This window comes from Methylophaga sulfidovorans (assembly GCF_900114205.1).
GTDB lineage: Bacteria > Pseudomonadota > Gammaproteobacteria > Nitrosococcales > Methylophagaceae > Methylophaga > Methylophaga sulfidovorans.
On the sequence record NZ_FOSH01000008.1, the window covers coordinates 71,188 to 94,039 of the forward strand.

Consider the following 22,852-nt stretch of genomic DNA (forward strand, 5'->3'; position numbering starts at 1 on the left):
GTTTCAGCCTTTTCTTTTTTCGACGATTTGCTTTTGCCATTCCTGTTCCATCATCACATCGTAAGTCGACTCGACCCGATCAAGAAACACATGTCCGTGCAAGTGATCGAACTCATGCTGAAACACGCGGGCTAAGAAATCATCATAGTGAGTTTCAACCCATTCAGCCTGGCGGGTTTGATAGCGAACCTGAATCTGAGTATACCGAGGCACCAGACCACGAATACCGGGTAAGCTGAGACAGCCTTCCCAGTCTTTTTCCTGTGTGTCTGAGGTAGAAATGATTTCTGGATTAATAACAAAAAAAGCGGGTACATCCGGCGCATAGGGGTAACGAACATTTGGATGGGAGGACATGATAAAAAAACGCTGCGAAATACCGACTTGGGGTGCGGCTATCCCCATGCCACCTTTTTCTATCACAAAATCCATCAATTCATCTAATTGAGACTGGAAGGCTGGATTCAAAATATCTTCAACCTCTTCAGTAGGGTGACGTAATATCGGATGGCCTAACTGAAGAATGTCGAAAAGTGTTGTCATATTAAAGGTGCTTGTAGGGGATCAAGTAATCGGAACCAACCTGCAATACTGTAGCGATCTCGGTAGCTTTTGGCTACTTCGTGTGGAAACTGCTCGCTAAGGAAAATGACAAAGCAGCCAAAATTTGGATTAACTGTTTCAATCACCGCGTCTGAGCCTGGTGCATAGATTAATAACTGTCCGCCATCTTCTTCCCGCCACTCTGGGTTGAGATACAACACCGTAGTTAATACCCGGTTAGATTCACCTTTAAAGGCATCAACATGTTTTTTATAAAAAGCACCGGGCGCGTAATGGGCATAATGAGCTTCATAATCAAATAAGCCCATAAACAAACGTCGGTTTATAGCCAGACGAAACTCGGCCATTTGGTCGAGGTAAGTTTTATCAATCTTATTGTCCAGAGTTAGCCAACGGGTTTCATCACGACGAATAGCGTTATTCAACTGAAAGTCCTGTTCACGACCAATACCAGCACGTCTGAAGTCTTCATCATCCAGATTCATTACACGTTGTTGTAATGCATTATTCAAATTAGCAGGGAGAAGTTGTGGCAGGACGCAATAGCCTTTATCTGCTATGGCATCAGCAATATGATCATAGGTGGCTTCTGTGGGATGAACTAACGCCTTCAAGCATGTAATCTCCAAGCGGACAAATAAACAGACCGATTACTTTAGATGGAGAGCTTAAAAGTCAGATGACCGCTGGTTCCATTGAGGTAAGGGGTTGAACAGGCAGCAAAATTTAGCAAACTTTTGCTGTTAAGGTATGTTTTTTTTCTGATTAGCCGAAAAACCAATAGGCCACAGTGATAGCCGCTAAAATTCCGGCAAAATCTGCGGCAAGTCCACAGCCAATAGCGTGGCGAATATGCTTGATACCAACAGAACCAAAGTAGACGGCAAGCACGTAAAAGGTCGTCTCCGTACTGCCTTGAACAATGGAAGATAGTCGTCCAGCAAATGAGTCGGCACCATAGGTTTGCATGGTATCAATCATCATGGCTCTGGCACCGCTGCCACTGAAGGGTTTCATTAATGCGGTGGGTAATGCTTCTATAAAACGATCATCCAGGCCGAGACTAAGCACTAGATGACGTAATCCTTCAGCCAACATCTCCATTGCCCCACTGGCCCGAAAAACGCCAATGGCTACCAGCATAGCGACAAGATAGGGAATGATGGTGACGGCAGTTTCAAAACCTTCTTTTGCCCCTTCAATAAAAGCATCATAGGCATTTACTTTTTTTATCCATGCAGCAGTGATAAAGACAATCACCAGGGAAAATAGAATCACATTACTGATTAACGATGACTGGTTCACCATCTCTTGTTGCGGTAGGTTTGAAAAGTAGAATAACAAGCTAAAAACGACGGCTGTGAAACCGCCAAGATAGGCCAGCACAATACGATCCAGAAGGTTAATTTTTTGGACCCAGGCCACACTGAGTAATCCCACCAAGGTAGAGATATAGGTGGCTATCAGAATGGGAATAAAAACATCGGTTGGGTTAGCTGCTCCCATCTGTGCCCGATAGGTAAATATGGTCACAGGAAATAAGGTGACGGCGGAGGTATTAATCACCAGAAACAGTATTTGCGCATTACTGGCGGTATTTTTGAACGGATTTAGTTTCTGCAATTCTTTCATGGCTTTGATGCCAAGAGGTGTGGCCGCATTATCTAAGCCCAGCGCATTGGCAGAGATATTCATTACCATGGCACCAATAGCAGGATGGTTTTTGGGAACATCAGGCATCAGGCGTTGAAATAATGGTGTCAGTGCATAGGTCAGTAATTGTATAAAGCCGCTGCGTTCGCCAATTTTCATAATACCTAGCCATAGAGCCAGCACGCCAGTAAGCCCTAGAGCTATTTCAAAGGCAGTTTTAGCCAGCTCAAACATGGCTTGCATCAGTTGGGTAAATATCAATTGATCGCCCAGCACCAGTAATTTAATCAGTGCGACAATAAAGGCGATAAGGAAAAAAGCCATCCAGATGATATTTAGCATAGCGCTATTGTGGCATGAGTGAATTGTTTGCGGAAGTGAGTGAGTTAATGCCATAAAAAAAGCCCGCGCATGTCAGACATACGCGGGCTTTTAATGCGTGTTTTTTAGCTTAGTCGCGATTCGCTTTTCTTTGCTTTTTCGCAGCTATGGCTGGACGTTTTTTTGTTTTGCTAGAGGCTGGTAATCCAACATGACGAGGTTTTCTCTCTGCTCTAACTGCAGCAGTGTCACCATCTCCATCAGGAAGACTAATTTCAAGCTGTTTATTGTTGACCCAGACTTTTCTTAAATGCTGAAAAATATCTTTTGGCATACCATCAGGTAAATCAACCAGACTATGATCCTGATTAATCGTAATACGGCCAATCATGCGACTATCCATACCGGCTTCATTGGCGATAGCGCCAACGATATGTTTAGGTTCAACATTCTGTTCTGTGCCGACTTCGATTCGGTATGTTTTCATACCTTCTTCAGCCTGATGAGAAGCCTGACGACGAGGGCTACGTTCTGCTCTCGGTGGTCTTTCTGAACGCATACCACGTTCACCACGATTCGCTCTTTCAGGACGATCGCCACGTTCAGCGCGCTCAACTCGTTCTCTGGGTTGTTTACGTTCTGAATGAACAACCGGAGGATTCAGTGGGCGTGTTTTTTGTACCTGAAATGCTAAGGCTGCCGCCATTTCAATCGGATCCGCATTATGTTCTTCCTGGTACTGGCGAATCAGATTTTCAAAAAAGGCTAAATCCTGAGATTCAATAGTTTGCGTTAGCTCTTGTTTGAACGTCATCACACGGCGATCAGCAATATCTTCACTGCTTGGCAATTGCATACGGGTGATGGTTTGCTTGGTGGCTTTTTCAATCGCGCTCAACATGCGTTTTTCGCGTGGTGATACAAATAAAATCGCTTCACCTTTACGACCTGCACGACCTGTTCTGCCAATACGGTGAACGTAAGATTCGGTGTCATAAGGGATATCGTAATTGACGACATGACTCATGCGTTCGATATCCAGACCACGTGCGGCAACATCGGTAGCAACCAGAATATCAATTTTGCCGGCTTTCATTCTTTCAATGGTTTTTTCACGTAAGGCCTGATTCATATCACCGTTTAATGGTGAACTGGCATAACCACGTGCTTCCAGTTTTTCCGACAGATCCACTGTCGCATTTTTAGTGCGGACAAAGATGATCATGCCATCAAAATCTTCGACTTCCAGAATACGGGTTAACGCATCAAGCTTGTGTAAGCCAGTCACTTGCCAGTAGCGTTGTGTGATGGTGTCTACCGTCGATGTTTTTGACTTAATGTGCACATCAACTGGATCTTTCAGATAACGTTGAGCTACCCGGTGAATAGGTTTTGGCATTGTTGCCGAAAACAGAGCAACCTGACGGTTTTCTGGTGTTTCTTTCAGGATGGTTTCAACATCATCAATAAAGCCCATGCGTAGCATTTCATCAGCTTCATCCAATACCAGCGCTTTCAGATCTTCAAGTGGCAATTTACCACGACGAATCAAATCAAGAATACGGCCAGGTGTACCTACGATGACCTGTGGGCTACGTTGTAACTGACGAAGTTGAATGCCCATGCTTTGGCCACCATAAACGGGTAACACATGGAAGTTTTTCATGTGACGGCCATAGCCTTGCATGGCTTCGGCGACTTGAATAGCTAACTCACGTGTTGGAGTGAGCACCAGAATTTGAGGTGTCTTTTGACGATCATTTAAACGACTTAATAGAGGCAGAGAAAACGCGGCAGTTTTACCTGTACCGGTTTGGGCCTGACCAAGCAAGTCACGACCTTCTAATAACGGCGTGATACTCTGTGCTTGAATGGGTGACGGTGTTTCGTAACCGGCTTCTTTAATTGCTTTGACAATAGCGGGAGCGATACCCAACTCACTAAATGAGGGGATCGAGTCAAGTTGTTCTGTGGACATGCAAAAACCTGTGAATGTCAGTTTTGAACGCAAAACTGAGGAGCGGGATGATAAACGGCATATTATACAATCCTGCAACAGCAAAAGATAGAAAAATCATTTGTTTAATGTGATATAGCACATTTCTGGTAATGTCGGGTTTTAGGTTTTATGATGGCTTAAAACGATATTTCTGACACGCAAAGGAGCGAGTGATGAGTGAACATACATACAAATTGATTGAATTAACCGGTAGTTCCAGTGAAAGCTCAGATCAGGCCATTCAAAATGCCATCAAAAAAGCCAGTGAGAGTGTTAAACATATGCACTGGTTTGAGGTCATCGAGACTCGGGGCTATATTGAAAACGATGGTGTGAAATATTGGCAGGTCACGATTAAAGTCGGGTTTAGGATCGAAGACTAATAAACATAGCTCCAAAAGGACAAGCATGACAAAATCAACTCAGACCGATGTCATTATCATTGGGGCAGGTACAGCCGGCTTAGCGGCCCTCAAACAAGTACAGAAGGAAACCGATGATTTTTTGTTAATTAATGAAGGCGAGTATGGCACCACCTGTGCCCGGGTCGGCTGTATGCCTTCCAAGCTGCTTATTGAAGCAGCAAATGCGTATCATCACCGCCATACCTTTGCTGAGTTCGGTATTCAACACGCGGACCAACTGACGATTGATATCGCTGCGGTATTCGAGCGGGTCCGTCATCTGCGAGATTATTTTGTATCGAGCACCTTATCATCCATTCGTGATATTGAAGATAAAGTCATTACAGGGCGAGCTTGTCTTACGGGGCCCAATACGATCAGCGTCAATGATCAGTTAATAAGCGCAAAAAAAATTATTATCGCCACCGGTTCCAGACCTATCGTGCCAGCTGACTGGGAGCAGATAGGTGCCGAAAAAATACTGACGACAAATACCCTGTTTGAACAAAAAAACCTGAAATCCAGAATAGCGGTAATAGGTCTTGGGGCAATTGGTATTGAAATGGCTCAGGCCTTGTCACGATTGGGCATCAAAGTGACAGCGTTTGGTGCAGAATCATTATTAGCGGGGCTGACGGACAAAAAAGTCAGTGATGCCTTAAAGCAAGCTTTGACGGAAGAGTTTGATGTCTACACTGACGCCAAAGCAGAGCTTGTAGAAACAGAAAATGGCGTGAAAGTAGTCAGTGAGCATATTGAAATAGAGGTTGACCAGGTTCTGGTCGCCGTAGGTCGTCGGCCTAATCTTGATGGTATGGGATTGAATAGACTAGACGTTGCCCTTGATGACAAAGGCATGCCTGAAATTAACCCAAATACCACCCAGGTTGAAGGCACAGCGGTCTTTATTGCCGGAGATGCCAGTGCGGATAAAATGCTATTGCATGAAGTCGCCGATGAAGGACGCATAGCCGGTCACAATGTATTGAGTGAAGGCGTTAATGCCTATTGTCGCCGTACTCCCTTAAGTATGGTCTTCAGTGAGCCGGGTAGTGCGATGGTCGGTTTATCCTACGCAGAGCTTGATGAGCAGGATATTGTTATTGGTGAAGTGGATTATGCCGATCAAGGTCGTGCCAGGGCGGCACAACGAAATAAGGGATTGATGCGTATTTATCTGAATAAACAATCAGGCAAAATTCTTGGTGCTGAAATGGTTTGTCCTGCGGCTGAACATATGGTTCATACGTTAGCTTTGGCTATCAGTCAGGAGCTGACTGCGACACAGGTTTTGGCTATGCCCATTTACCATCCGGTATTGGAAGAGGGGATGCGTACCGCTTTACGGCAGGCGAATAAACAACTACAGATATCTCAAGGCTTTGATTTATCACGTTGCGATGAGTTTAAAGCTGAAGCTTTAGATTAAGTCAGCTGAGGTGATATCACCTCAGCTGATATTAGCAATGACTAGTTAGTGACGCCCAGACTTTTTAGATATTCGTCATAGCTGCCACGGAAATCAGTAATACCATCGGCTTCCATATCAAAGACTCGAGTCGCTAATGAAGACACAAATTCACGATCATGACTGACAAAAATCAGTGTGCCTTCAAACTGTTCTAATGCCATGTTTAACGATTCAATCGATTCCATATCCATATGGTTAGTCGGTTCGTCCATGACCAGAATATTAGGACGTTGCAGAATCAGTTTGCCGAATAACATACGACCTTTTTCACCACCGGATAAAACGTTGGCTTTTTTGTCGATGCTATGGCCTGAGAATAATAAGCGACCCAGAGTGCCTCTGATGACTTGTTCATCATCTTCTGGCCCTGCCCATTGAGACATCCATTCAAACAGAGTTAAATCATCTTTAAATAGATGATCATGATCCTGCGCGTAATAACCAATATTGGCATTTTCTGACCACTTCACTTCACCTGATTTAGGCGGTAGTTCACCGACTAAGGTTTTGACTAAACTGGTTTTACCAATACCATTGGGGCCAATGATCGCAATTTTTTCACCAACTTCAGTCATGAAACTAAAGTCTTTAAACAATGAGGTTTCATCAGTTTCATAGAACTGGGTGATTTTGCTCACTTCTAATGCGTTACGGAATAATTTCTTATCCTGCTCAAAGCGAATAAATGGGTTTACCCGGCTGGAAGGTTTGATATCTTCCAGCTGAATTTTTTCCATTTGTTTCTGGCGGGAAGTCGCTTGTTTCGCTTTTGATGCATTAGCAGAGAAGCGAGCGACGAAGCCTTGTAGCTCTTTAATCTGAGCTTTTTTCTTGGCGTTATCTGCCATCAGGCGTTCACGAGCCTGTGTTGATGCCAGCATATAATCATCATAATTACCGGGATAAATGCGTAACTCACCATAATCCATATCTGCCATATGGGTACAAATACTGTTGAGGAAATGGCGATCATGCGAAATGATAATCATGGTGCTGTTACGCTGATTAAGCGTGTCTTCCAACCAGCGGATAGTGTTGATATCCAAGTGGTTAGTCGGCTCGTCAAGTAACATAATGTCTGGATCAGCAAACAGTACCTGTGCCAGTAAAATACGTAATTTCCAACCCGGTGCGATTTCACTCATCGGACCGTAGTGTTGTTCAACTGGAATACCAACACCTAATAAAAGTTCACCAGCACGCGACTCAGCGGTGTAACCATCCATCTCAGCATATTGACCTTCCAGATCAGCCACTTTGAGGCCATCTTCTTCACTCATTTCTGGGAGATTGTAGATGCGGTCACGTTCAATATGGACTTCATACAGCTCAGGTTGCCCCATGATCACCACATCAATGACGCGCTCGTTTTCATAGGCGAACTGATCCTGTTTTAATACGGCGAAGGATTCATTCACATCACGCATAACGTTGCCTGAGGTTGGCTCAAGCTGTTTAGCAAGAATTTTCATAAAGGTGGACTTACCACAACCATTAGCGCCAATAAGACCATAACGGTTGCCGTCGCCAAATTTGACGGACACATTTTCAAATAGGGGTTTGGCACCAAATTGCATGGTGATATTTGCGGTACTAAGCAAGGGAATATCCTGTTATTTAAGTGCGACGAGAATGACGCTGAAAAAAAAGCGCCATTATACAGATTGTTAGCGTGTAGCGATAAGTGCTAATTTTGCCTGACGGCTGAGTTTTTTTATGGCAGCTTCACGTTTAGAGGCTGTGCTTCGATCAGGGTGAGTTTCCTGATAGACAATTTTTTTTGCCTGGCTGGTATGAAAGAATCTGGCGCCGCCTTTGCCTTGCTGGTGTTGCTGAAAGCGGCGGGACATATCTGTAGTGATACCGGTATAAAGATGACCGTTATCTGCTTCGATAATATAAACCGTCCAGTCAGTTGTTGTCGTCAAAATCGAGAGCAACCGAATTAATACAGTAACGAAGTCCTGTAGGAGCTGGACCATCATCAAAGATATGACCTAAATGTGCGTCACAGGACTGACAGCGAACTTCAGTGCGATCCATGCCATGACTGTGATCAGCCAAATGATTCACTACCCCGTGGGATATTTGCGCTGAAAAACTCGGCCAGCCACAACCTGCATCAAATTTATTGTCGGATGAAAATAAAGGCTGCTTACAACAGATACATCGGTATACACCTTCATCATCATGATCAACATAGCTACCTGAAAAAGCGGGCTCAGTACCGGATTGACGTGTTACATAGAATTGCTCTTCACTGAGTTCTTGTCGCCAGTCCGCATCGGATTTTACAAGTTTGTTGGGCATTTTATTTTATTAAGTCATACCTATAAAGCGGACTATTGTAGGCAAAACATGCTGAAAAATCAGCCTAAGTTAGGAATTTTTTTGAAGAAGAGGTGCGTGAAATCAGAGAAAAAAAGTTGCCAGCCAAAAGACTGGCAACAAACTCGGTTTTCAGATTTAAGAGAGAGGGAGCAGGTCAGTCTTTGTTACTACAAATTCCTATCAACTCCATCGGTTAATAATGATAATGATTATTATTAAGATTGGCAAGAAATATGTTTAACTTATTTTATAAATCTGTTTTTTCTTTTTAATTCAGTTTGTTATTTATTTTATGAAAAAAGAATATCTGAGCAATAGCTGACATTATTTATAAAAGTTGCGTGATAGCACAGGGTGTTGTGTGCAGAATTTTGTTCTTTACATGCTTTTACATAGGTTTACTTTTTCCTATCTATTATCAATAAGTTAAAAGAAATATAGTGTTCTCAATATTAGTGACATAGCGGGAATTTTATCGTCATCGTTAATAGATGATAAGGATGCTGTGATGAGTGTAAACAATATAAGCAGTGTGTCGTCTCAGTATATAAGACAGCCATCTAGAACGGCGTTTTCTGAGAAGGCCAATGCTATTTATGCCAAGTTAAATGAACACGAACAAAGCTTTCTTGATAAAGATACGGTTGAGAAAGCACTTCATGCTTTTACTGATGTTCAGTCAGAAGTGTTTTCCTTGGGTAAAACTGAGCCGGACTCAGAAACGAATAATAAGGCTACATTAGCGAATCAGTATGACCTTGCATCTGAACTGGCTATCCGCATGCAAGGCACAAGGAGTCAGATTCAACAACAGCCTGTCCTGCAACTAATGGTTGATGACACAGGTGTTCTAGTCAGTGAAAAAGTGAAAGGAAATACAGTTGTTGAGGAGCCTGTAAAAAGAACGCCAAACCAAACAAACAATAACTATGAACAAAAAAATATGGCTGATGAACAAGTCCAGCAACATATTTCAATCACCGCATAGTTATATTTTTTCATCCTAGTTCCCCTGATAAAGATTCAATTGTGTTTATCAGGGGTTTTTTATGTCTGGAATATGACTAACTGAGTAAATACATCACGGCCTAAGCGAATAGATTCTTGCTGTTTAACCGTTGAGAAAAAACGTTCTACCAAGCCCAATTAGCGATTAGCAGCGTAGTTATTGCTTATATGGCAAACTGACTTCAACACGGAGTCCGCCTTCTTCTCTATTGGATGCTTTTATTTCACCACCATGACTATCAATAGCCCGGTAAGCAATCGCTAAGCCTAAACCGATACTATCGTTTCGTTCAGTCAAATGACCGCGAAAGAAAGGTTTAAAAATTGACTCTAAATCAGTTTCGGCAACGCCTGGGCCACTATCTTCAATCGCAATCAGTAGCCGGTCTTTTGCACTGTTTGTTGATACTGTCAGGTTTACCTCTGAGTCTACTGGCGAGAACTTGATGGCATTGCGCACAATATTTTCGATCGCGCGATGAATTAATTCACTGCGTACGGTGATAAAGATATCTTCAATCGCAGTGTAGTGGACCTGAATGTTTTTGCTGCTGGCCTCAAAGCGTGCATCACTGATAATTTCATCAAGCAGATCATTCAGGCAGATTTCGGTCTGTGCATTATCTGTGACACCGGTTTCTAAACGCGATAATACGAGCAGCTCACCGACGAGATCGCTCATTCGTTGTGACTCACGCTCGATACGCGTCAGTATTTCATGTGCCTTTTCCGGTTGTTGCTCAGCAATGCCGATGGCCGCTTGCATACGTGCTAAGGGGGAGCGTAGTTCATGTGAAACATCATGTAGTAAACGTTGTTGCGCTGACATCAGGTGGCCAATTTTTCCGGCCATATCATCAAAATTTTTCCCTAGTTCAACTAATTCATCATGTCGCCGCCCCATTTTGTTACCGATACGAGTTTGCAGCTCACCTTCAGCAAGTCTTGCAAAAGATTGGCGTAACAAACCAATGGGTTTGGTGAAGTACCAAGCTAATAAGGCACTAAAAAAGATAGCAGCAATTAACCCCGAGCCAATGAGCAACATTAAAGGATAGGGCACAGTCTCATCGGCTGGTGGAGGCAGACGTCTGGTTTCAAATGATGGAGCGGGGAATGGCTCATTTAACATTGGTGCTGGCCCAAACTCATGTCGCTCATTAGGCGGACCAATAAATAATGTTTCGGAAATCCCTGTTTTTATGGGAGAGAAAAGAAGTAATGAATGGCCTTCATTATCGGTAACATAGCGAATCGCTAATGGAAACTCGCCCTGCAGGAATAAGGCCTTTGCATAAGCGACTTTTTTAGGGTCGATTGAGCGACGAAGGATGTCATTGCCATTGTCATCAATGGCATACACTTTTGGAAAGGGTGCTTGTTGCGCTTTCTGCAGAAAAGTAATGAGAGCCTCTTCACCACCATAACTAAAAATATCTGCGGCCACTGAGACAAAGGCATGTGCGTGGACATCAATTTCAGAATCCGTTTTATTCGCCTGATCCTGAATAGATTTATGGTGTAACCAGACAACAGTGCCAACACTGATGCCAGCAACTAAAAGCGCTAGCCAAAATACGATAAAGAATTTCCAGAATAACCTACTCATCCTCATTCCCGAATAAACTGGTAGCCCTTACCACGGATGGTTTGGATATACGATTGTCCGTCCTGCTGATTTCCCAGTTTTTGACGAATACTGCTCATATGGACATCAATGCTGCGATCAAATCTGACCAGGGGACGACCCAAAGCGCGTTGAGATAACTCATCTTTACTAACAACATGGCCGGCTTTGCGGACTAAGGTTTCGAGTAAGTTAAATTCAGTACTGGTGAGATCAAGTGGTTTATCAAACCATAAAGCCTGGCGTTTTTGAGCGCTTAACTGTAAAGGACCTATCTGGATATCCTGAGTTTGTATATCGACTATCGCTGCATCCATTCGACGCAGAATGGCACGAATCCGGGCAACGAGTTCTCGTGGTGTGCAGGGCTTTGGCACATAATCATCAGCGCCGGACTCAAGTCCGATAATCCGATCAATATCATCGCCTTTGGCTGTAAACATCAGTACTGGAATCAGGCTGTTTTGGCGAATCTGTAACAGGATTTCTGTACCGGTAATATCAGGTAACATCATATCCAGAATAATTAAGTCATAATCACCCGTTAATGCCATTTCCAAACCAGCTTTGCCTGTCAAACTGGCACTGACCTGAAATTGCTCCTGTTGTAAATATTCCTGAAACAATTCAACCAGTTCAGCATCATCATCAATGATGAGTACATTAGCCACATTAAGCTCCTTATCCTATTTATGTTGTCATGATAGTGCTTACTCGCTGTCCGCTCCAGAGTTAAACGACTATCTTTACTCGTTTTTACCTTTAGCTAACCCTCATTAACATACTGATACTGGATACTACGTCATAACTGATGAGCTTAGGTAGGCCTAAAGACTTAGTTGGAGCTGGAGCTAGCGGATGAAGAAGTTAATATTTTTGATACTGTTATTGCCTATAGTGGCTATCGCGAATCCTATGATGGATAAAGATGTTCCACCACCTCATAGTGATAACAAAATGCCGCCACCTGCAATGCATATGTTAGCCAGACCTGACGATGTGGGCTTTTTCTTACATAACCTCAACTTAACCAGTGATCAGAATGCCAAGATATTGATGCTAGTAGAAAAAGAACGTGATTTGATGGAAGAAGATCGTGATAAAGCTCGTAAAGTCAGACGTGATATAGAGGAACTGACACTGTCTGATGATTTTGATAAAGAAAAGCTGGAAAAGTTAGTTGATCAGTCGCTGACGATTCATAAGCGTTATGCACTCAAAAAAGCGGAGTTTTCTCATGAGCTTTATAGTGTTTTAGATGAACAGCAACGACAGGCTTTAAAACTTAAAATGTTGAGTTTTAATACGCCATTCCCCGGTTAAAAAGAACATGCACGGCTCTCCCCGACCAATCCTCTCTCTCCCATCCCAGTGATGGGGAGGGCTGATGCATTTATTTAAGTTTGGATAGTTGGGTTAAGGCATAACCTTGGTGATATCCTTTGGCACGTATATTAAAGTAGTACTGACAATACGCTGAAAAATTATGGGGCGTACCTTCGGTCGGCAGATGAGTAAACATATCAATCAGGCTGACAGCACTTTCTTCAATGCCAATTTCTAATAACATGTCTTCTAATTGAACCGCCCTGTTGGCAATCATGCGTGGGCTCTCACGGAAGTGATGTGACGCATGTTGTAAAATCTCAATCCGATGCTCACGATCGGTTACTTCACCTCTTAATGCGGCTGCACTACGTAAAATCAACCAGTCTTCAGGAGCCAGACTATCGTAAGGCTCCAGCCACTTAGGAATATCGTCTTTTTCTAAAGGGGATGGAACTGTGCTGTCTGAAGCGGTGAGATCATATTCTTCTTCATTGTCACCACAGGCGCTTAACAGACCAATAAAAACAAGACAGAGAATAAATGGGATACGTATTTTCACTCGTGCAACACCATATTAGTGACTAAATACTTGTAGGCTAGCATCAGAGTAAATATCACCCTATCGGAGATTCTCCTGATTTATTTTAGGAAATTTTTCCAGTGTTTGGTTTTATAAGCTGAATTTGGCTATTCAATAAGTGAATTCGGTATCATAGCGCTAGATTTTCTAGTAAGGAATAAACATGGTTCTGGAACAAGCGCCAAGTTGGCAGGCCGTCCTGGCTGCAGAGTTTGATGCACCTTATATGCAAAACCTGAAAGCCTTTTTGCGTCAAGAGAAAGATCAGCATAAGAAAATTTATCCTCATTCCGCTGATTGGTTTCATGCATTAGAAACTACACCGCTTGATAAGGTAAAGGTCGTTATTTTAGGGCAGGATCCCTATCATCAGCCAGGGCAGGCTCATGGCTTATGCTTCTCAGTCAAACCTGGCGTCAAAGTGCCGCCGTCACTGGTTAATATTTATAAAGAGCTGGAAGCTGATGTTGGGGTAACACCTGTTAAACACGGCTATCTGGAATCATGGGCTAAGCAGGGCGTATTATTACTGAATGCCGTATTAACCGTAGAAGATTCTAATGCTAACGCGCATCAGGGAAAAGGCTGGGAACAGTTTACCGATAAAGTCATAGAAACCATTAATGCACAACGTGAGAATGTGGTGTTTATGTTGTGGGGCAGTTATGCCCAGAAAAAAGGCAGCGTGATTGATCCGCAGAAACATCTGGTTTTAAAAGCACCGCATCCATCGCCTTTATCAGCGCATCGCGGCTTTTTAGGCTGTCGCCATTTTAGCCAGGCTAATGATTATCTGATACAACATGGTCAATCACCGATTAACTGGCAATTAGCCGAGGCTGTGTCATAAGAAATTCTGCTAGACAGGCCCCGGCCTTGATACAATTCGCGCCATGATAAAGTTCAATCAAGTCTCTCTTCGTCGCGGCACACAATTACTGTTTGAATCGGCCAATCTTATTGTTCACCCTGGACAACGTGTTGGTTTAACTGGGGCAAACGGTACGGGTAAGTCCAGTTTGTTTACCATGTTACGCCAACAACTTCATGCCGATACCGGTGAGGTATCGATTCCTGAGGTGTGGACCATCGCACATGTGGCTCAGGAAACACCAGCCGTCGACACCTCTGCACTGGATTATGTGCTGGAAGGTGATGCTGAATTAACCCAGTTAAATCAACAATTGGCTGAGGCAGAAGCGAATCATGATGGTCACCTAGTCAGCGTGTTACACGATAAGTTGGCCGCAATTGATGCCTACACAGCAAATAGCCGGGCAGGAAAATTGTTACATGGGCTGGGCTTTACCGCTGAGCAGGAAAGCTGGCCAGTGACAGCTTTCTCTGGCGGCTGGCGGATGCGACTTAATCTGGCACAGGCATTAATGTGTCGGTCTGATCTTTTGCTGCTGGATGAGCCAACAAACCATCTTGATTTAGAAGCCGTGTATTGGCTGGAAGAATGGTTACGAGCTTATCCAGGCACATTAATCGTGATTTCACATGACCGTGATTTTCTCGACAGGGTAGTCACGCATATAGCGCATATTGAACAACAGCGGGTGAAACTCTATACCGGTAGCTATTCTGATTTCGAATTAGCACGGGCTGAGCATCTAGCCAATCAACAAGCGGCCCACCAAAAACAACAGCGTGAAATTGCTCATATGCGCAGTTTTGTGACGCGGTTTAAGGCGAAAGCGACAAAAGCCCGACAAGCTCAGAGTCGTGTTAAAGCCCTCGAGCGAATGGAGTTAATTGCACCGGCGCATGTGGATTCGCCTTTTAATTTCGAGTTTTTCCCGCCAAGTCGTCTTGCCACACCTCTGTTGGATTTAGATAAAGCATCGGTCGGCTATGACGAAAATAAGCCACTGATAAGCAATATCAAAATGCGTCTGGTGCCGGGAGATCGAATTGGATTATTGGGGCCGAATGGGGCAGGTAAGTCGACGTTAATTAAGCTTATTGCTGGTGTATTAGAGCCTCTGACTGGTAAGCGTAAAGAAGGCAAAGATATCCGTATTGGTTATTTTGCCCAGCATCAGCTGGAACAACTAAGACCAGACGACAGTCCGTTAAAGCACATCCAACGTCTGAATAAAATGGCATCAGAACAAGAATGTCGAAACTTTCTTGGTGGTTTTGGTTTCCACGGCGACAAAGCATTAGAGCCGGTTGCACCCTTTTCCGGTGGTGAAAAGGCCAGGCTTGTACTTGCGATATTGGTCTATCAGAAACCGGCAGTATTGTTACTGGATGAGCCGACCAACCATCTTGATCTGGAAATGCGTTTGGCTTTGACCGTCGCGTTACAGGACTTTGAAGGTGCACTGGTTGTGGTCTCGCATGACAGACACTTGTTACGCACAGTAACCGATGATTTATGGCTGGTGTCGAATGGACAGGCGATAGTCTTTGATGGTGATTTGGATGATTATCGTCAGTGGTTATTAAATAAAGATAAACCGGAAAAAACAACAGAGTCGTCGTCAGCAGTTAATAATAAAAAACAAGACAGACAACTCGCCGCACAGCAGCGGCAAAAGCTGCAACCATTACGCAATACTGTGAAAAAAGCAGAACAACAGATGGATAAGCTGAACCAAGCCTTATCTTCGATGGAAACGCAGCTTGCCGATACAGAACTTTATACCGATGCTAATAAGGATAAGTTAAAAGACTTATTACAGCAGCAGGCGGATCTTAAAACACAGCTGGATGAGACTGAAATGCAATGGTTTGATGCCAGCGAACAATTAGAAGCAGCACAAGCTGCTGAGGAATAACTGTGGCATTACTGTCATTAAAACAAATCACTGTGAGTTTCGGCGGCCCGAATCTATTAAATAAAGTCGATTTCCAACTTGATCGTGGTGAACGCGTCTGTTTAGTTGGGCGAAACGGTGCTGGTAAATCGACACTGATGAAACTTATCGCAGGCGAAGTCACCGCTGACTCCGGCGAAATGGTCGGCATTCAGGACCTGGTGATTTCACGGCTGGAGCAAGAAGTCCCCAGCGGTACGCATGGCAAAGTATTTGATGTGGTCGCAGCGGGCTTAGGCCAGGTTGCACCTTTGCTGGTGGAATATCACGATATTATTCATCAATTACAAACAGATAGCTCACAGGCGCTGTTAGATAAACTGGAAAAAGCTCAACATAAGATTGAAGCGGCAGATGGCTGGTCATTAGAGCAGCGTGTCGAAACTGTTATTTCCAAACTATCTCTCGATGCTGATATGGAGTTTGATAGTTTATCTGGTGGTAAAAAACGTCGTGTATTACTGGCGCAAGCGCTGGTGAAGCAACCAGACATTTTATTGCTCGATGAGCCGACTAACCATCTGGATATTGAATCTATCACCTGGCTTGAGGGCTTTTTAAAAAGCTATGGTGGCACAGTCTTGTTTATCACCCATGATCGGACCTTCCTGCAGGCATTAGCCACACGCATCGTTCAATTGGACCGTGGCAATCTGGTCAGCTTTCCAGGTGACTATGAAAACTACCTGAAAAAACGTGAAGAACTGCTGGCGGCTGAGGCTGAACAAAATGCCCAGTTTGATAAAAAACTGGCACAGGAAGAAGTGTGGATTCGCCAAGGTATCAAGGCTCGTCGTACCAGAAATGAAGGCCGGGTCAGAGCTTTGGAAGCCTTGCGTAAAGAACGTAGTCAACGACGTGAACGCCAGGGAACAGCCAATATTCAATTACAAGAAGCTGACAGAAGCGGCAAGCTGGTATTGGAAGCCGAACATATTGGTCAGAGTTATGATGGCAAAACGTTGTTTGACGACTTTTCTATCGTCATCCAGCGTGGTGATCGTATTGGGATTATCGGTCCGAATGGCTGTGGTAAAAGTACGTTGTTATCCATCTTGTTGCAACGAGCCGAACCAGAACATGGTTTCGTGAAATCAGGCACAAATCTGGAAATTGCTTTTTTTGATCAATTACGCAGCCAGCTTAATGAAGAAGAATCTGTGGTTGAGAATGTCGGCCAGGGCAGCGATCACGTAGAGATTAATGGTAGCCGCAAACATATCATTGGCTATCTGCAGGATTTTCTGTTCACGCCTGACAGAGCACGCACACCAGTGAAAGCATTATCTGGTGGTGAGCGAAACCGACTGTTATTAGCAAAACTGTTTACTCAACCTGCTAACTTGCTGGTGATGGACGAACCGACCAATGATCTTGATGCTGAAACTTTGGAACTGCTGGAAGATTTATTACTGAACTATTCCGGTACCTTACTGTTAGTCAGCCATGACCGTTCATTTATTAATAATGTGGTGACCAGCAGCATTGTTTTTGATACCGATGGTGAGTTGCGTGAGTATGTCGGTGGTTATGATGACTGGTTGAGACAACGTGATGCAACGCAAAAGAGCAAGCCAAAAGCTGTAGCTAAATCGGCTACAGAAAAGCCTACGAGTAATCAGGCTAAAAAATCAACACTGACTTATCAGGAAAAACTGGACCTGGAAGCATTGCCCGCTATTATTGAGAAGCTGGAAATGGAGCAGGAAACCTTAACGGCGAAGATGTCTGAGCCAGACTTTTACCAACAAGACGCCGACAAAGTCAGCCAAGCTCAACAGGCTTTGTCTGAATTAGAAGCCAAAATGTCAAAAGCCTTTGAGCGTTGGGAGCTATTGGAAGAAAAAGCTAACAGCTAAACTCATTTATGAGACTGATAGATTTTGCTCTAACAAAGTCATGACATGTTTTGCTGCTATTGACCGGCTGAAATAATACCCCTGATACACATCGCAGTGGTGTTGTTTGAGGAACTGTAATTGTTCCTGATTTTCAACACCTTCTGCGATGACTTCCAGACCAAGGCTTTTCGCCAGGGTAATGATGGCCTTACAAATCGCAGCGTCTTCCACATTGACGCTACATTCTCTGATAAAGGCCTGATCAATTTTCAGCACATCCACAGGGAATTTTTTCAAGTAGCTCAAAGAGGAATAACCTGTCCCGAAGTCGTCTATTGATAGTCTGATATTGGTTTTTTTCAGCGCTTTTAATGCGGCGATGCTTTCTTCGGTATTACCCGTTAACACACCTTCAGTAATTTCAAACTCCAGCAATTCGCCACTGATGCCATATTGGGCCATCAGTTTTTCGACATAGGCCGTTAAGGTGTTTGAATGCAGATGATGGCCAGAAATATTAATGGCGATAGGTAATAATGTCGCGCCAGCATCACGCCATGCCGATAATTGTTGGATAACTTTTTCAATGACCCATTCACCGACATCAATAATCATATTGGATTCATCGATAACAGGAATAAAATCACCGGGCATGATTAAGCCATGCTCTGGATGCTCCCAACGTAATAATGCCTCAAAACCGACTACTTCACTGGTTTCACAAGAGACCTTTGGCTGATATTCAAGAAAAAACTGATTGTGTTTGATAGCATCCGGCAGCGCATGTTCAAGTTGAAAGTGCTGTAAGGATTTTTCGACCATCTCTTCCAGATAAACGCGGTAAGTGTTGCGTCCGGCTTGTTTGGCTTTGTACATGGCGATATCAGCATGTTGTAACAGTTGTTCCGCCTGAATCTGTCCGTTTTCTGATATTGCAATCCCGATGCTGGTCGGTACAACCAGGTTTTGCTGAGCAAGGGTAACAGGAGCACGCATCACACCGAGGATATCCATCGCCTTTTGTTCAGCAGTTGTGAGCGAGATATCACCGGATAAAACGATAACAAACTCATCACCACCCCAGCGTCCGACTAAATCCAGTTCACGTGTGACTTTACCCAGACGCAGAGCCACTTCACATAACAGTTCATCACCGGCTTTATGTCCCAGATTGTCATTAATTTTTTTGAACTGATCCAAGTCCAGAAACATCAACACAACAGAACCTGGTGTTTGTTGGTGATAATTGATGAGTTGCTTTAAATGGCTCATGAAATAGGTACGATTATAGAGCCCGGTGAGCGGATCGTTATAGGCCAGCTGTTTTAAACGGTTTTGCAGTTTTATTTGCTGAGTAATATCACGGATATGTAAGGTGTATTCGACACTAGGCTGTGTTGTGTCTGTTGTTTGTGTGATGACCACCTCAGCAGGGAATTCCTCACCATCACTTCGCGTCAACTCAGCAATATTATGGCGTTTAAGTACCAGTCCATCGCCACTAACAAAACCTTGTGACAGATTATTCATTGCTGCTGGACGAGACTGCTCAGTGATAAATAACACAAAAAAGTTTTGTCCGAGTACCGAGCGTTTGGACATCCCAAAACACTGTTCTGCAGCAGGGTTAAATTCTATAATTTCGCCGCGAGCATTGATGGTAACGATGCAGTCCATCGCCGCTTGTAAAATAGCGCCTTTGCGGAACTCACTTTCTTTATAAGCTGAGAATGCCTGATCGCGTTGTTCTATCTCTTTATTGACCTTATCAATGACGCGATTGTACTGTTGGGCAATTTGACCTACTTCGGTGAATGGCTCGACGGGAACAGTCGATGAGAAATCAGATTTTTGTTGCTGATGATGCATGGCTGAAAGTAAATCAAAGACTTCAGTACTGACACGATGTTCAGCCACATTAAGACCAATTAATTCGGCATTGGCGTCAACACGCAGTGGATAAAACCGGTTGATAATTTTAAATACCACATAGGCAATAACAAAACTGTAAAGACCGATAGTCCCAATGCCTAACAGTTGTACCTCTAATTGATCCAGTCGACTAAGCCCTGTTCCAATTTGTGCTGGATCACCTAATAGTGCAAGTGCAATGGTGCCCCAAATACCAGCAAATAAATGAACTGGAATAACGCTGATAGCATCATCAATTTTTTTCCATTCCAGCAGTTTGTCACCGTAGAACACGATAATCCCACCAATAATGCCGATCAAAAACGCCTGGTCACTACTCACCGCATGGCAGTTTGCTGTAATAGACACTAAACCACCTAACACACCATTAATGATCATCAAGACATCAACATAGCCATCAGAGAAGTATTTCAGTAGCGTTGTCGAAATACCACCCCACACTGCTGCAACCAGAGTGTTAAGCAGGATGCTGGGTACATTGTCAGACCAGGCGAGCGTACTGCCGCCATTAAACCCAAACCAGCCAAACCAGATAAGCATTGCGCCTAACACGGCCATAGGCAGGTTACTGCCTGGAATACGACGATCACTAACATCATAGCGGCCGATACGTGGCCCAATAATCAGTATGGCGGCTAAGGCAACCCAGCCACCGACAGAGTGGACAACGGTTGAACCGGCAAAGTCAACGAACCCTAGCTGTTCCAGCCAGCCTGTTGGATTACCATTATAAATACCTGCCCATGCCCAATGCCCAATGACGGGATAGATAAGTAGGGTAATGGTGATTGTAATAATGACATAACCGATATAACTGGTGCGCTCAGCAACTGCACCTGACACAAGCGTGGCTGCGGTGCCACAGAACATCATCTGGAAAATAAAAAAAGTGGTTAGACTAGCTGTTGGCTTTTCACCAAACATAAAATGACTGATTCCAAAAAAACCGGAAACACTGTCACCAAACATAATGCCAAAACCAATTAACCAGAAAATAGCGCTGGATATAGTGAAGTCAGTGATGTTTTTTGCTGCGACGTTAATGCTATTTTTGCTGCGGACCAGGCCACTTTCCAAACAGAGAAAGCCTGCTTGCATGGTAAATACAAGGCAAGCAGAACAAAGTAACCATAAAGTATCCACAACCAGAGTCGCCTATATAAAATGAGATCTATGTATTTTTGTACGATATTTCAGAAAATAAATCCATACGTTATATGACGAAATGGAATAGTTTCCCGTTTGTCTTGATGAGATTGTGATAGTGATAAAACAAAAAAGCCATTTCCCTAAGTAGGTAAATGGCTTTTTTATGCGAGATACAGAGTATTTAATTATTCATCTAATAAAGCATCACGGTCATCTCTGTGACGACGTGGCATAATCCACATTTCATACATAGATACACACCACATAAAGGCAAAAGACATTGCCATTGCGCCACCGGCAATAATCACCAACCATGCAAAGTTCGGATTAAGTTTTGTCAGCCACCAGGAGCTGATGTCGACAATCAGGAACGCATAAGGTGTGACAATGGCTATGACTTTTAATGGTTTTGGCACGCCCGAAGCCAAACTGAATATCAAACCAACAAACATAAAGATAAAAGCGATACCAAATAAATGAATATGTGAAACGCGGGCTAAAGATTGAAATGAAGCCCCGGTGTCGACAACGGCACGTTCTTTAATGTTTTTGAAATCAGTGTAATCAGGAATTGGCATACCTGAATCGGCATTGTGACAAGGAATACAGTTAGCTTCAAAGATTTGTTTAATCCCTGTACCTTCATAAGCCGCTTCTGTTGCCCCCCTATGGACCCAAGTCACAATAGCTGCGCGATCTTCATCACTTGCCATTGGTTTCATTGAACCACTTAATTTATTTTCTAATAAAGAGTTATTTCGGTTGCCATAGTAACTATAGACAATATCTTCGACAGAAAGACCATACTTACCATCAGCCAAGCCATGAGTTAACTGTATCTGAACAAGTGCCATCAGGTAACCAACAGCGACTACCATCAGGTATCCACTAAATAGTGCTTTTAATGAAGTGCCTTGACTGGCGAGATTCAGATTGTGCGGGTGAGCCATGAATTTTTCCTTTATTTTCTATGCAGGCGCTATGTTATTACATTCATTCGTTCAATAGTAGCAATTAACTCAGATTCATTATTTAAATACTGTTTTGAGCAATTCGGTTGTTCTTGCGGCTGGATTTTCCCGAATCTTTTTCTCTTCTGAGGCTAACATCGTAAACAAGCCATCGAGCGCTTCTTCGGTTACATAATCGGGTAGATTGATATTGATATTCTTTCCTACCACCGGAATGTCAGCAATTTTATCTGTTAATTGATTGTAATATTGAGTGGAACCTACCTGATCCAGGCTTTTATCAATAGTCGGTTTAAATAAAGCACGTAATTGATCACTGGTATGAGACCTGAAGTATTGTGTTGCAGCATCATCCGGGCCATTCAGTATGTTTTTCGCATCATCAATGCTCATGGCTTTGATGGCATTGACGAGAATATCTGTTGCTTGTGGTGCCGCCTTCTCAGCCGCTCTATTGAGACTTGTCTCAAATTCATCAGCAAGACCACCCATGCCATACTGACGCATTAATGAGCCGACCTTCTCTATTTGAGGAGGGAGTGGAATATGAATATCTGCATTTTTTAGATACCCACCTGGTTTACTCACACTGGCAACAGCGCGTTCGCTGCCTACTGTTAACGCTTCTTTCAGACCAGAGATGATGGTAGCAATATCCAGATTTGATGCTTGTTTACTTGATGTGGCATCAGAAACGGATGAATTTAATAAGGTCTTACTATTCTCCTGGATGTCTTTCAGTAAACCTCCCCAGTCTGCCATAACAGCTGGAGTGCTGATTGTTAAAACTAAGCCTATGGTGATAGCGGTTGGTTTTGTTTTCATGAGAGTCCTCTGCTGCAAA

General features: G+C 43.5%; 20 protein-coding genes. 7 read left to right on the plus strand and 13 right to left on the minus strand.

All coding sequences use genetic code 11. From position 1 onward, the window contains the following. Positions 1 to 3 precede the first annotated feature (3 nt). The 4 genes from def to BM232_RS08330 all read right to left on the minus strand — a co-directional run bounded on the left by def (position 4) and on the right by BM232_RS08330 (position 4,516). A complete protein-coding gene (def, locus tag BM232_RS08315; RefSeq protein WP_091713422.1) occupies positions 4 to 543 on the minus strand; it encodes a peptide deformylase in 540 nt (179 codons plus the stop codon). Further along, positions 540 to 1,178: a 2OG-Fe(II) oxygenase gene (locus BM232_RS08320; protein WP_091713425.1), complete on the minus strand. Its 639-nt coding sequence runs from the start codon at positions 1,176 to 1,178 to the stop codon at positions 540 to 542. The genes def and BM232_RS08320 overlap by 4 nt, the downstream gene beginning before the upstream one ends. Positions 1,179 to 1,329: 151 nt before the next feature. After that, positions 1,330 to 2,559 carry a nucleoside recognition domain-containing protein gene (locus tag BM232_RS08325; protein ID WP_091713427.1) on the minus strand — a complete coding sequence of 410 codons (1,230 nt, stop codon included), beginning with the start codon at positions 2,557 to 2,559 and terminating at the stop codon, positions 1,330 to 1,332. A 109-nt stretch (positions 2,560 to 2,668) separates the two neighbouring features. Further along, on the minus strand, positions 2,669 to 4,516 hold the full coding sequence (locus tag BM232_RS08330) for a DEAD/DEAH box helicase (RefSeq protein WP_091713430.1): 1,848 nt from the start codon (positions 4,514 to 4,516) through the stop codon (positions 2,669 to 2,671). 194 nt (positions 4,517 to 4,710) lie between these two features. On the opposite strand from BM232_RS08330, the gene BM232_RS08335 reads away from it, so the two are divergent. After that, a complete protein-coding gene (locus BM232_RS08335; protein WP_091713432.1) occupies positions 4,711 to 4,920 on the plus strand; it encodes a dodecin in 210 nt (69 codons plus the stop codon). Positions 4,921 to 4,945: 25 nt separating this feature from the next. Then, positions 4,946 to 6,370: a dihydrolipoyl dehydrogenase gene (locus BM232_RS08340; RefSeq protein ID WP_091713434.1), complete on the plus strand. Its 1,425-nt coding sequence runs from the start codon at positions 4,946 to 4,948 to the stop codon at positions 6,368 to 6,370. Between the two features lie 41 nt (positions 6,371 to 6,411). Here the strand turns inward: BM232_RS08340 and BM232_RS08345 are convergent, their stop codons facing one another. The 3 genes from BM232_RS08345 to msrB form a co-directional block, all read right to left on the minus strand. Continuing rightward, positions 6,412 to 8,013: an ABC-F family ATPase gene (locus BM232_RS08345; protein WP_091713436.1), complete on the minus strand. Its 1,602-nt coding sequence runs from the start codon at positions 8,011 to 8,013 to the stop codon at positions 6,412 to 6,414. Positions 8,014 to 8,079: 66 nt separating this feature from the next. Then, entirely contained in the window at positions 8,080 to 8,340 is a 261-nt protein-coding gene (locus tag BM232_RS08350) for a GIY-YIG nuclease family protein (RefSeq protein ID WP_177207294.1), read from the minus strand. Then, positions 8,324 to 8,722, minus strand: a complete 399-nt coding sequence (gene msrB, locus BM232_RS08355) for a peptide-methionine (R)-S-oxide reductase MsrB (RefSeq protein WP_091713438.1) — start codon at positions 8,720 to 8,722, stop codon at positions 8,324 to 8,326. Before msrB ends, BM232_RS08350 begins: the two co-directional genes overlap by 17 nt. Positions 8,723 to 9,251: 529 nt before the next feature. On the opposite strand from msrB, the gene BM232_RS08360 reads away from it, so the two are divergent. Continuing rightward, positions 9,252 to 9,731 carry a hypothetical protein gene (locus tag BM232_RS08360; protein ID WP_091713441.1) on the plus strand — a complete coding sequence of 160 codons (480 nt, stop codon included), beginning with the start codon at positions 9,252 to 9,254 and terminating at the stop codon, positions 9,729 to 9,731. Between the two features lie 177 nt (positions 9,732 to 9,908). Here the strand turns inward: BM232_RS08360 and BM232_RS08365 are convergent, their stop codons facing one another. Both BM232_RS08365 and BM232_RS08370 read right to left on the minus strand, forming a co-directional pair. After that, positions 9,909 to 11,360: a sensor histidine kinase gene (locus tag BM232_RS08365; protein ID WP_245752856.1), complete on the minus strand. Its 1,452-nt coding sequence runs from the start codon at positions 11,358 to 11,360 to the stop codon at positions 9,909 to 9,911. Between the two features lie 2 nt (positions 11,361 to 11,362). Continuing rightward, positions 11,363 to 12,049 (minus strand): response regulator transcription factor, encoded by a 687-nt coding sequence (locus BM232_RS08370; protein WP_091713446.1) that lies wholly within the window; start codon positions 12,047 to 12,049, stop codon positions 11,363 to 11,365. A 187-nt stretch (positions 12,050 to 12,236) separates the two neighbouring features. Here BM232_RS08370 and BM232_RS08375 point away from each other — a divergent pair, with 187 nt between their 5' ends. Then, the gene (locus BM232_RS08375; RefSeq protein WP_091713448.1) at positions 12,237 to 12,701 is read left to right on the plus strand and encodes a Spy/CpxP family protein refolding chaperone; all 465 of its coding nucleotides are present in this window, start codon (positions 12,237 to 12,239) and stop codon (positions 12,699 to 12,701) included. A gap of 70 nt (positions 12,702 to 12,771) precedes the next feature. Here the strand turns inward: BM232_RS08375 and BM232_RS08380 are convergent, their stop codons facing one another. Then, on the minus strand, positions 12,772 to 13,266 hold the full coding sequence (locus tag BM232_RS08380) for a hypothetical protein (protein WP_091713450.1): 495 nt from the start codon (positions 13,264 to 13,266) through the stop codon (positions 12,772 to 12,774). A 184-nt stretch (positions 13,267 to 13,450) separates the two neighbouring features. Between BM232_RS08380 and ung the strand changes: the two genes are divergently transcribed. From ung to uup, 3 genes are read left to right on the plus strand one after another with little or no spacing between them, the layout of a single operon-like run. Continuing rightward, complete coding sequence (ung, locus tag BM232_RS08385) at positions 13,451 to 14,137, plus strand: uracil-DNA glycosylase (RefSeq protein WP_091713453.1); 687 nt, start codon at positions 13,451 to 13,453, stop codon at positions 14,135 to 14,137. Between the two features lie 43 nt (positions 14,138 to 14,180). Further along, positions 14,181 to 16,076, plus strand: a complete 1,896-nt coding sequence (locus BM232_RS08390) for an ATP-binding cassette domain-containing protein (RefSeq protein ID WP_091713455.1) — start codon at positions 14,181 to 14,183, stop codon at positions 16,074 to 16,076. A 2-nt stretch (positions 16,077 to 16,078) separates the two neighbouring features. After that, positions 16,079 to 17,974, plus strand: a complete 1,896-nt coding sequence (uup, locus tag BM232_RS08395) for an ATP-binding cassette ATPase Uup (protein WP_091713458.1) — start codon at positions 16,079 to 16,081, stop codon at positions 17,972 to 17,974. A gap of 6 nt (positions 17,975 to 17,980) precedes the next feature. Here the strand turns inward: uup and amt are convergent, their stop codons facing one another. The 3 genes from amt to BM232_RS08410 form a co-directional block, all read right to left on the minus strand. Then, positions 17,981 to 21,031 carry an ammonium transporter gene (amt, locus tag BM232_RS08400; protein WP_091713460.1) on the minus strand — a complete coding sequence of 1,017 codons (3,051 nt, stop codon included), beginning with the start codon at positions 21,029 to 21,031 and terminating at the stop codon, positions 17,981 to 17,983. A 191-nt stretch (positions 21,032 to 21,222) separates the two neighbouring features. Continuing rightward, the gene (locus BM232_RS08405; RefSeq protein WP_091713462.1) at positions 21,223 to 21,987 is read right to left on the minus strand and encodes a 6TM ABC transporter family protein; all 765 of its coding nucleotides are present in this window, start codon (positions 21,985 to 21,987) and stop codon (positions 21,223 to 21,225) included. A gap of 78 nt (positions 21,988 to 22,065) precedes the next feature. Continuing rightward, complete coding sequence (locus BM232_RS08410) at positions 22,066 to 22,833, minus strand: DUF4197 domain-containing protein (protein WP_091713465.1); 768 nt, start codon at positions 22,831 to 22,833, stop codon at positions 22,066 to 22,068. Between the last annotated feature and the right edge of the window lie 19 nt (positions 22,834 to 22,852).

Coding starts and splice junctions, on each gene's coding strand:
- ung (WP_091713453.1), top strand. CDS start 13,451: ATGGTTCTGGAACAAGCGCCAAGTTGGCAGGCCGTCCTGGCTGCAGAG.
- BM232_RS08405 (WP_091713462.1), bottom strand. CDS start 21,987: ATGGCTCACCCGCACAATCTGAATCTCGCCAGTCAAGGCACTTCATTA.
- BM232_RS08325 (WP_091713427.1), bottom strand. CDS start 2,559: ATGCTAAATATCATCTGGATGGCTTTTTTCCTTATCGCCTTTATTGTC.
- BM232_RS08365 (WP_245752856.1), bottom strand. CDS start 11,360: ATGAGTAGGTTATTCTGGAAATTCTTTATCGTATTTTGGCTAGCGCTT.
- BM232_RS08375 (WP_091713448.1), top strand. CDS start 12,237: ATGAAGAAGTTAATATTTTTGATACTGTTATTGCCTATAGTGGCTATC.
- BM232_RS08335 (WP_091713432.1), top strand. CDS start 4,711: ATGAGTGAACATACATACAAATTGATTGAATTAACCGGTAGTTCCAGT.
- BM232_RS08390 (WP_091713455.1), top strand. CDS start 14,181: ATGATAAAGTTCAATCAAGTCTCTCTTCGTCGCGGCACACAATTACTG.
- BM232_RS08360 (WP_091713441.1), top strand. CDS start 9,252: ATGAGTGTAAACAATATAAGCAGTGTGTCGTCTCAGTATATAAGACAG.
- def (WP_091713422.1), bottom strand. CDS start 543: ATGACAACACTTTTCGACATTCTTCAGTTAGGCCATCCGATATTACGT.
- BM232_RS08340 (WP_091713434.1), top strand. CDS start 4,946: ATGACAAAATCAACTCAGACCGATGTCATTATCATTGGGGCAGGTACA.
- msrB (WP_091713438.1), bottom strand. CDS start 8,722: ATGCCCAACAAACTTGTAAAATCCGATGCGGACTGGCGACAAGAACTC.
- BM232_RS08330 (WP_091713430.1), bottom strand. CDS start 4,516: ATGTCCACAGAACAACTTGACTCGATCCCCTCATTTAGTGAGTTGGGT.
- BM232_RS08410 (WP_091713465.1), bottom strand. CDS start 22,833: ATGAAAACAAAACCAACCGCTATCACCATAGGCTTAGTTTTAACAATC.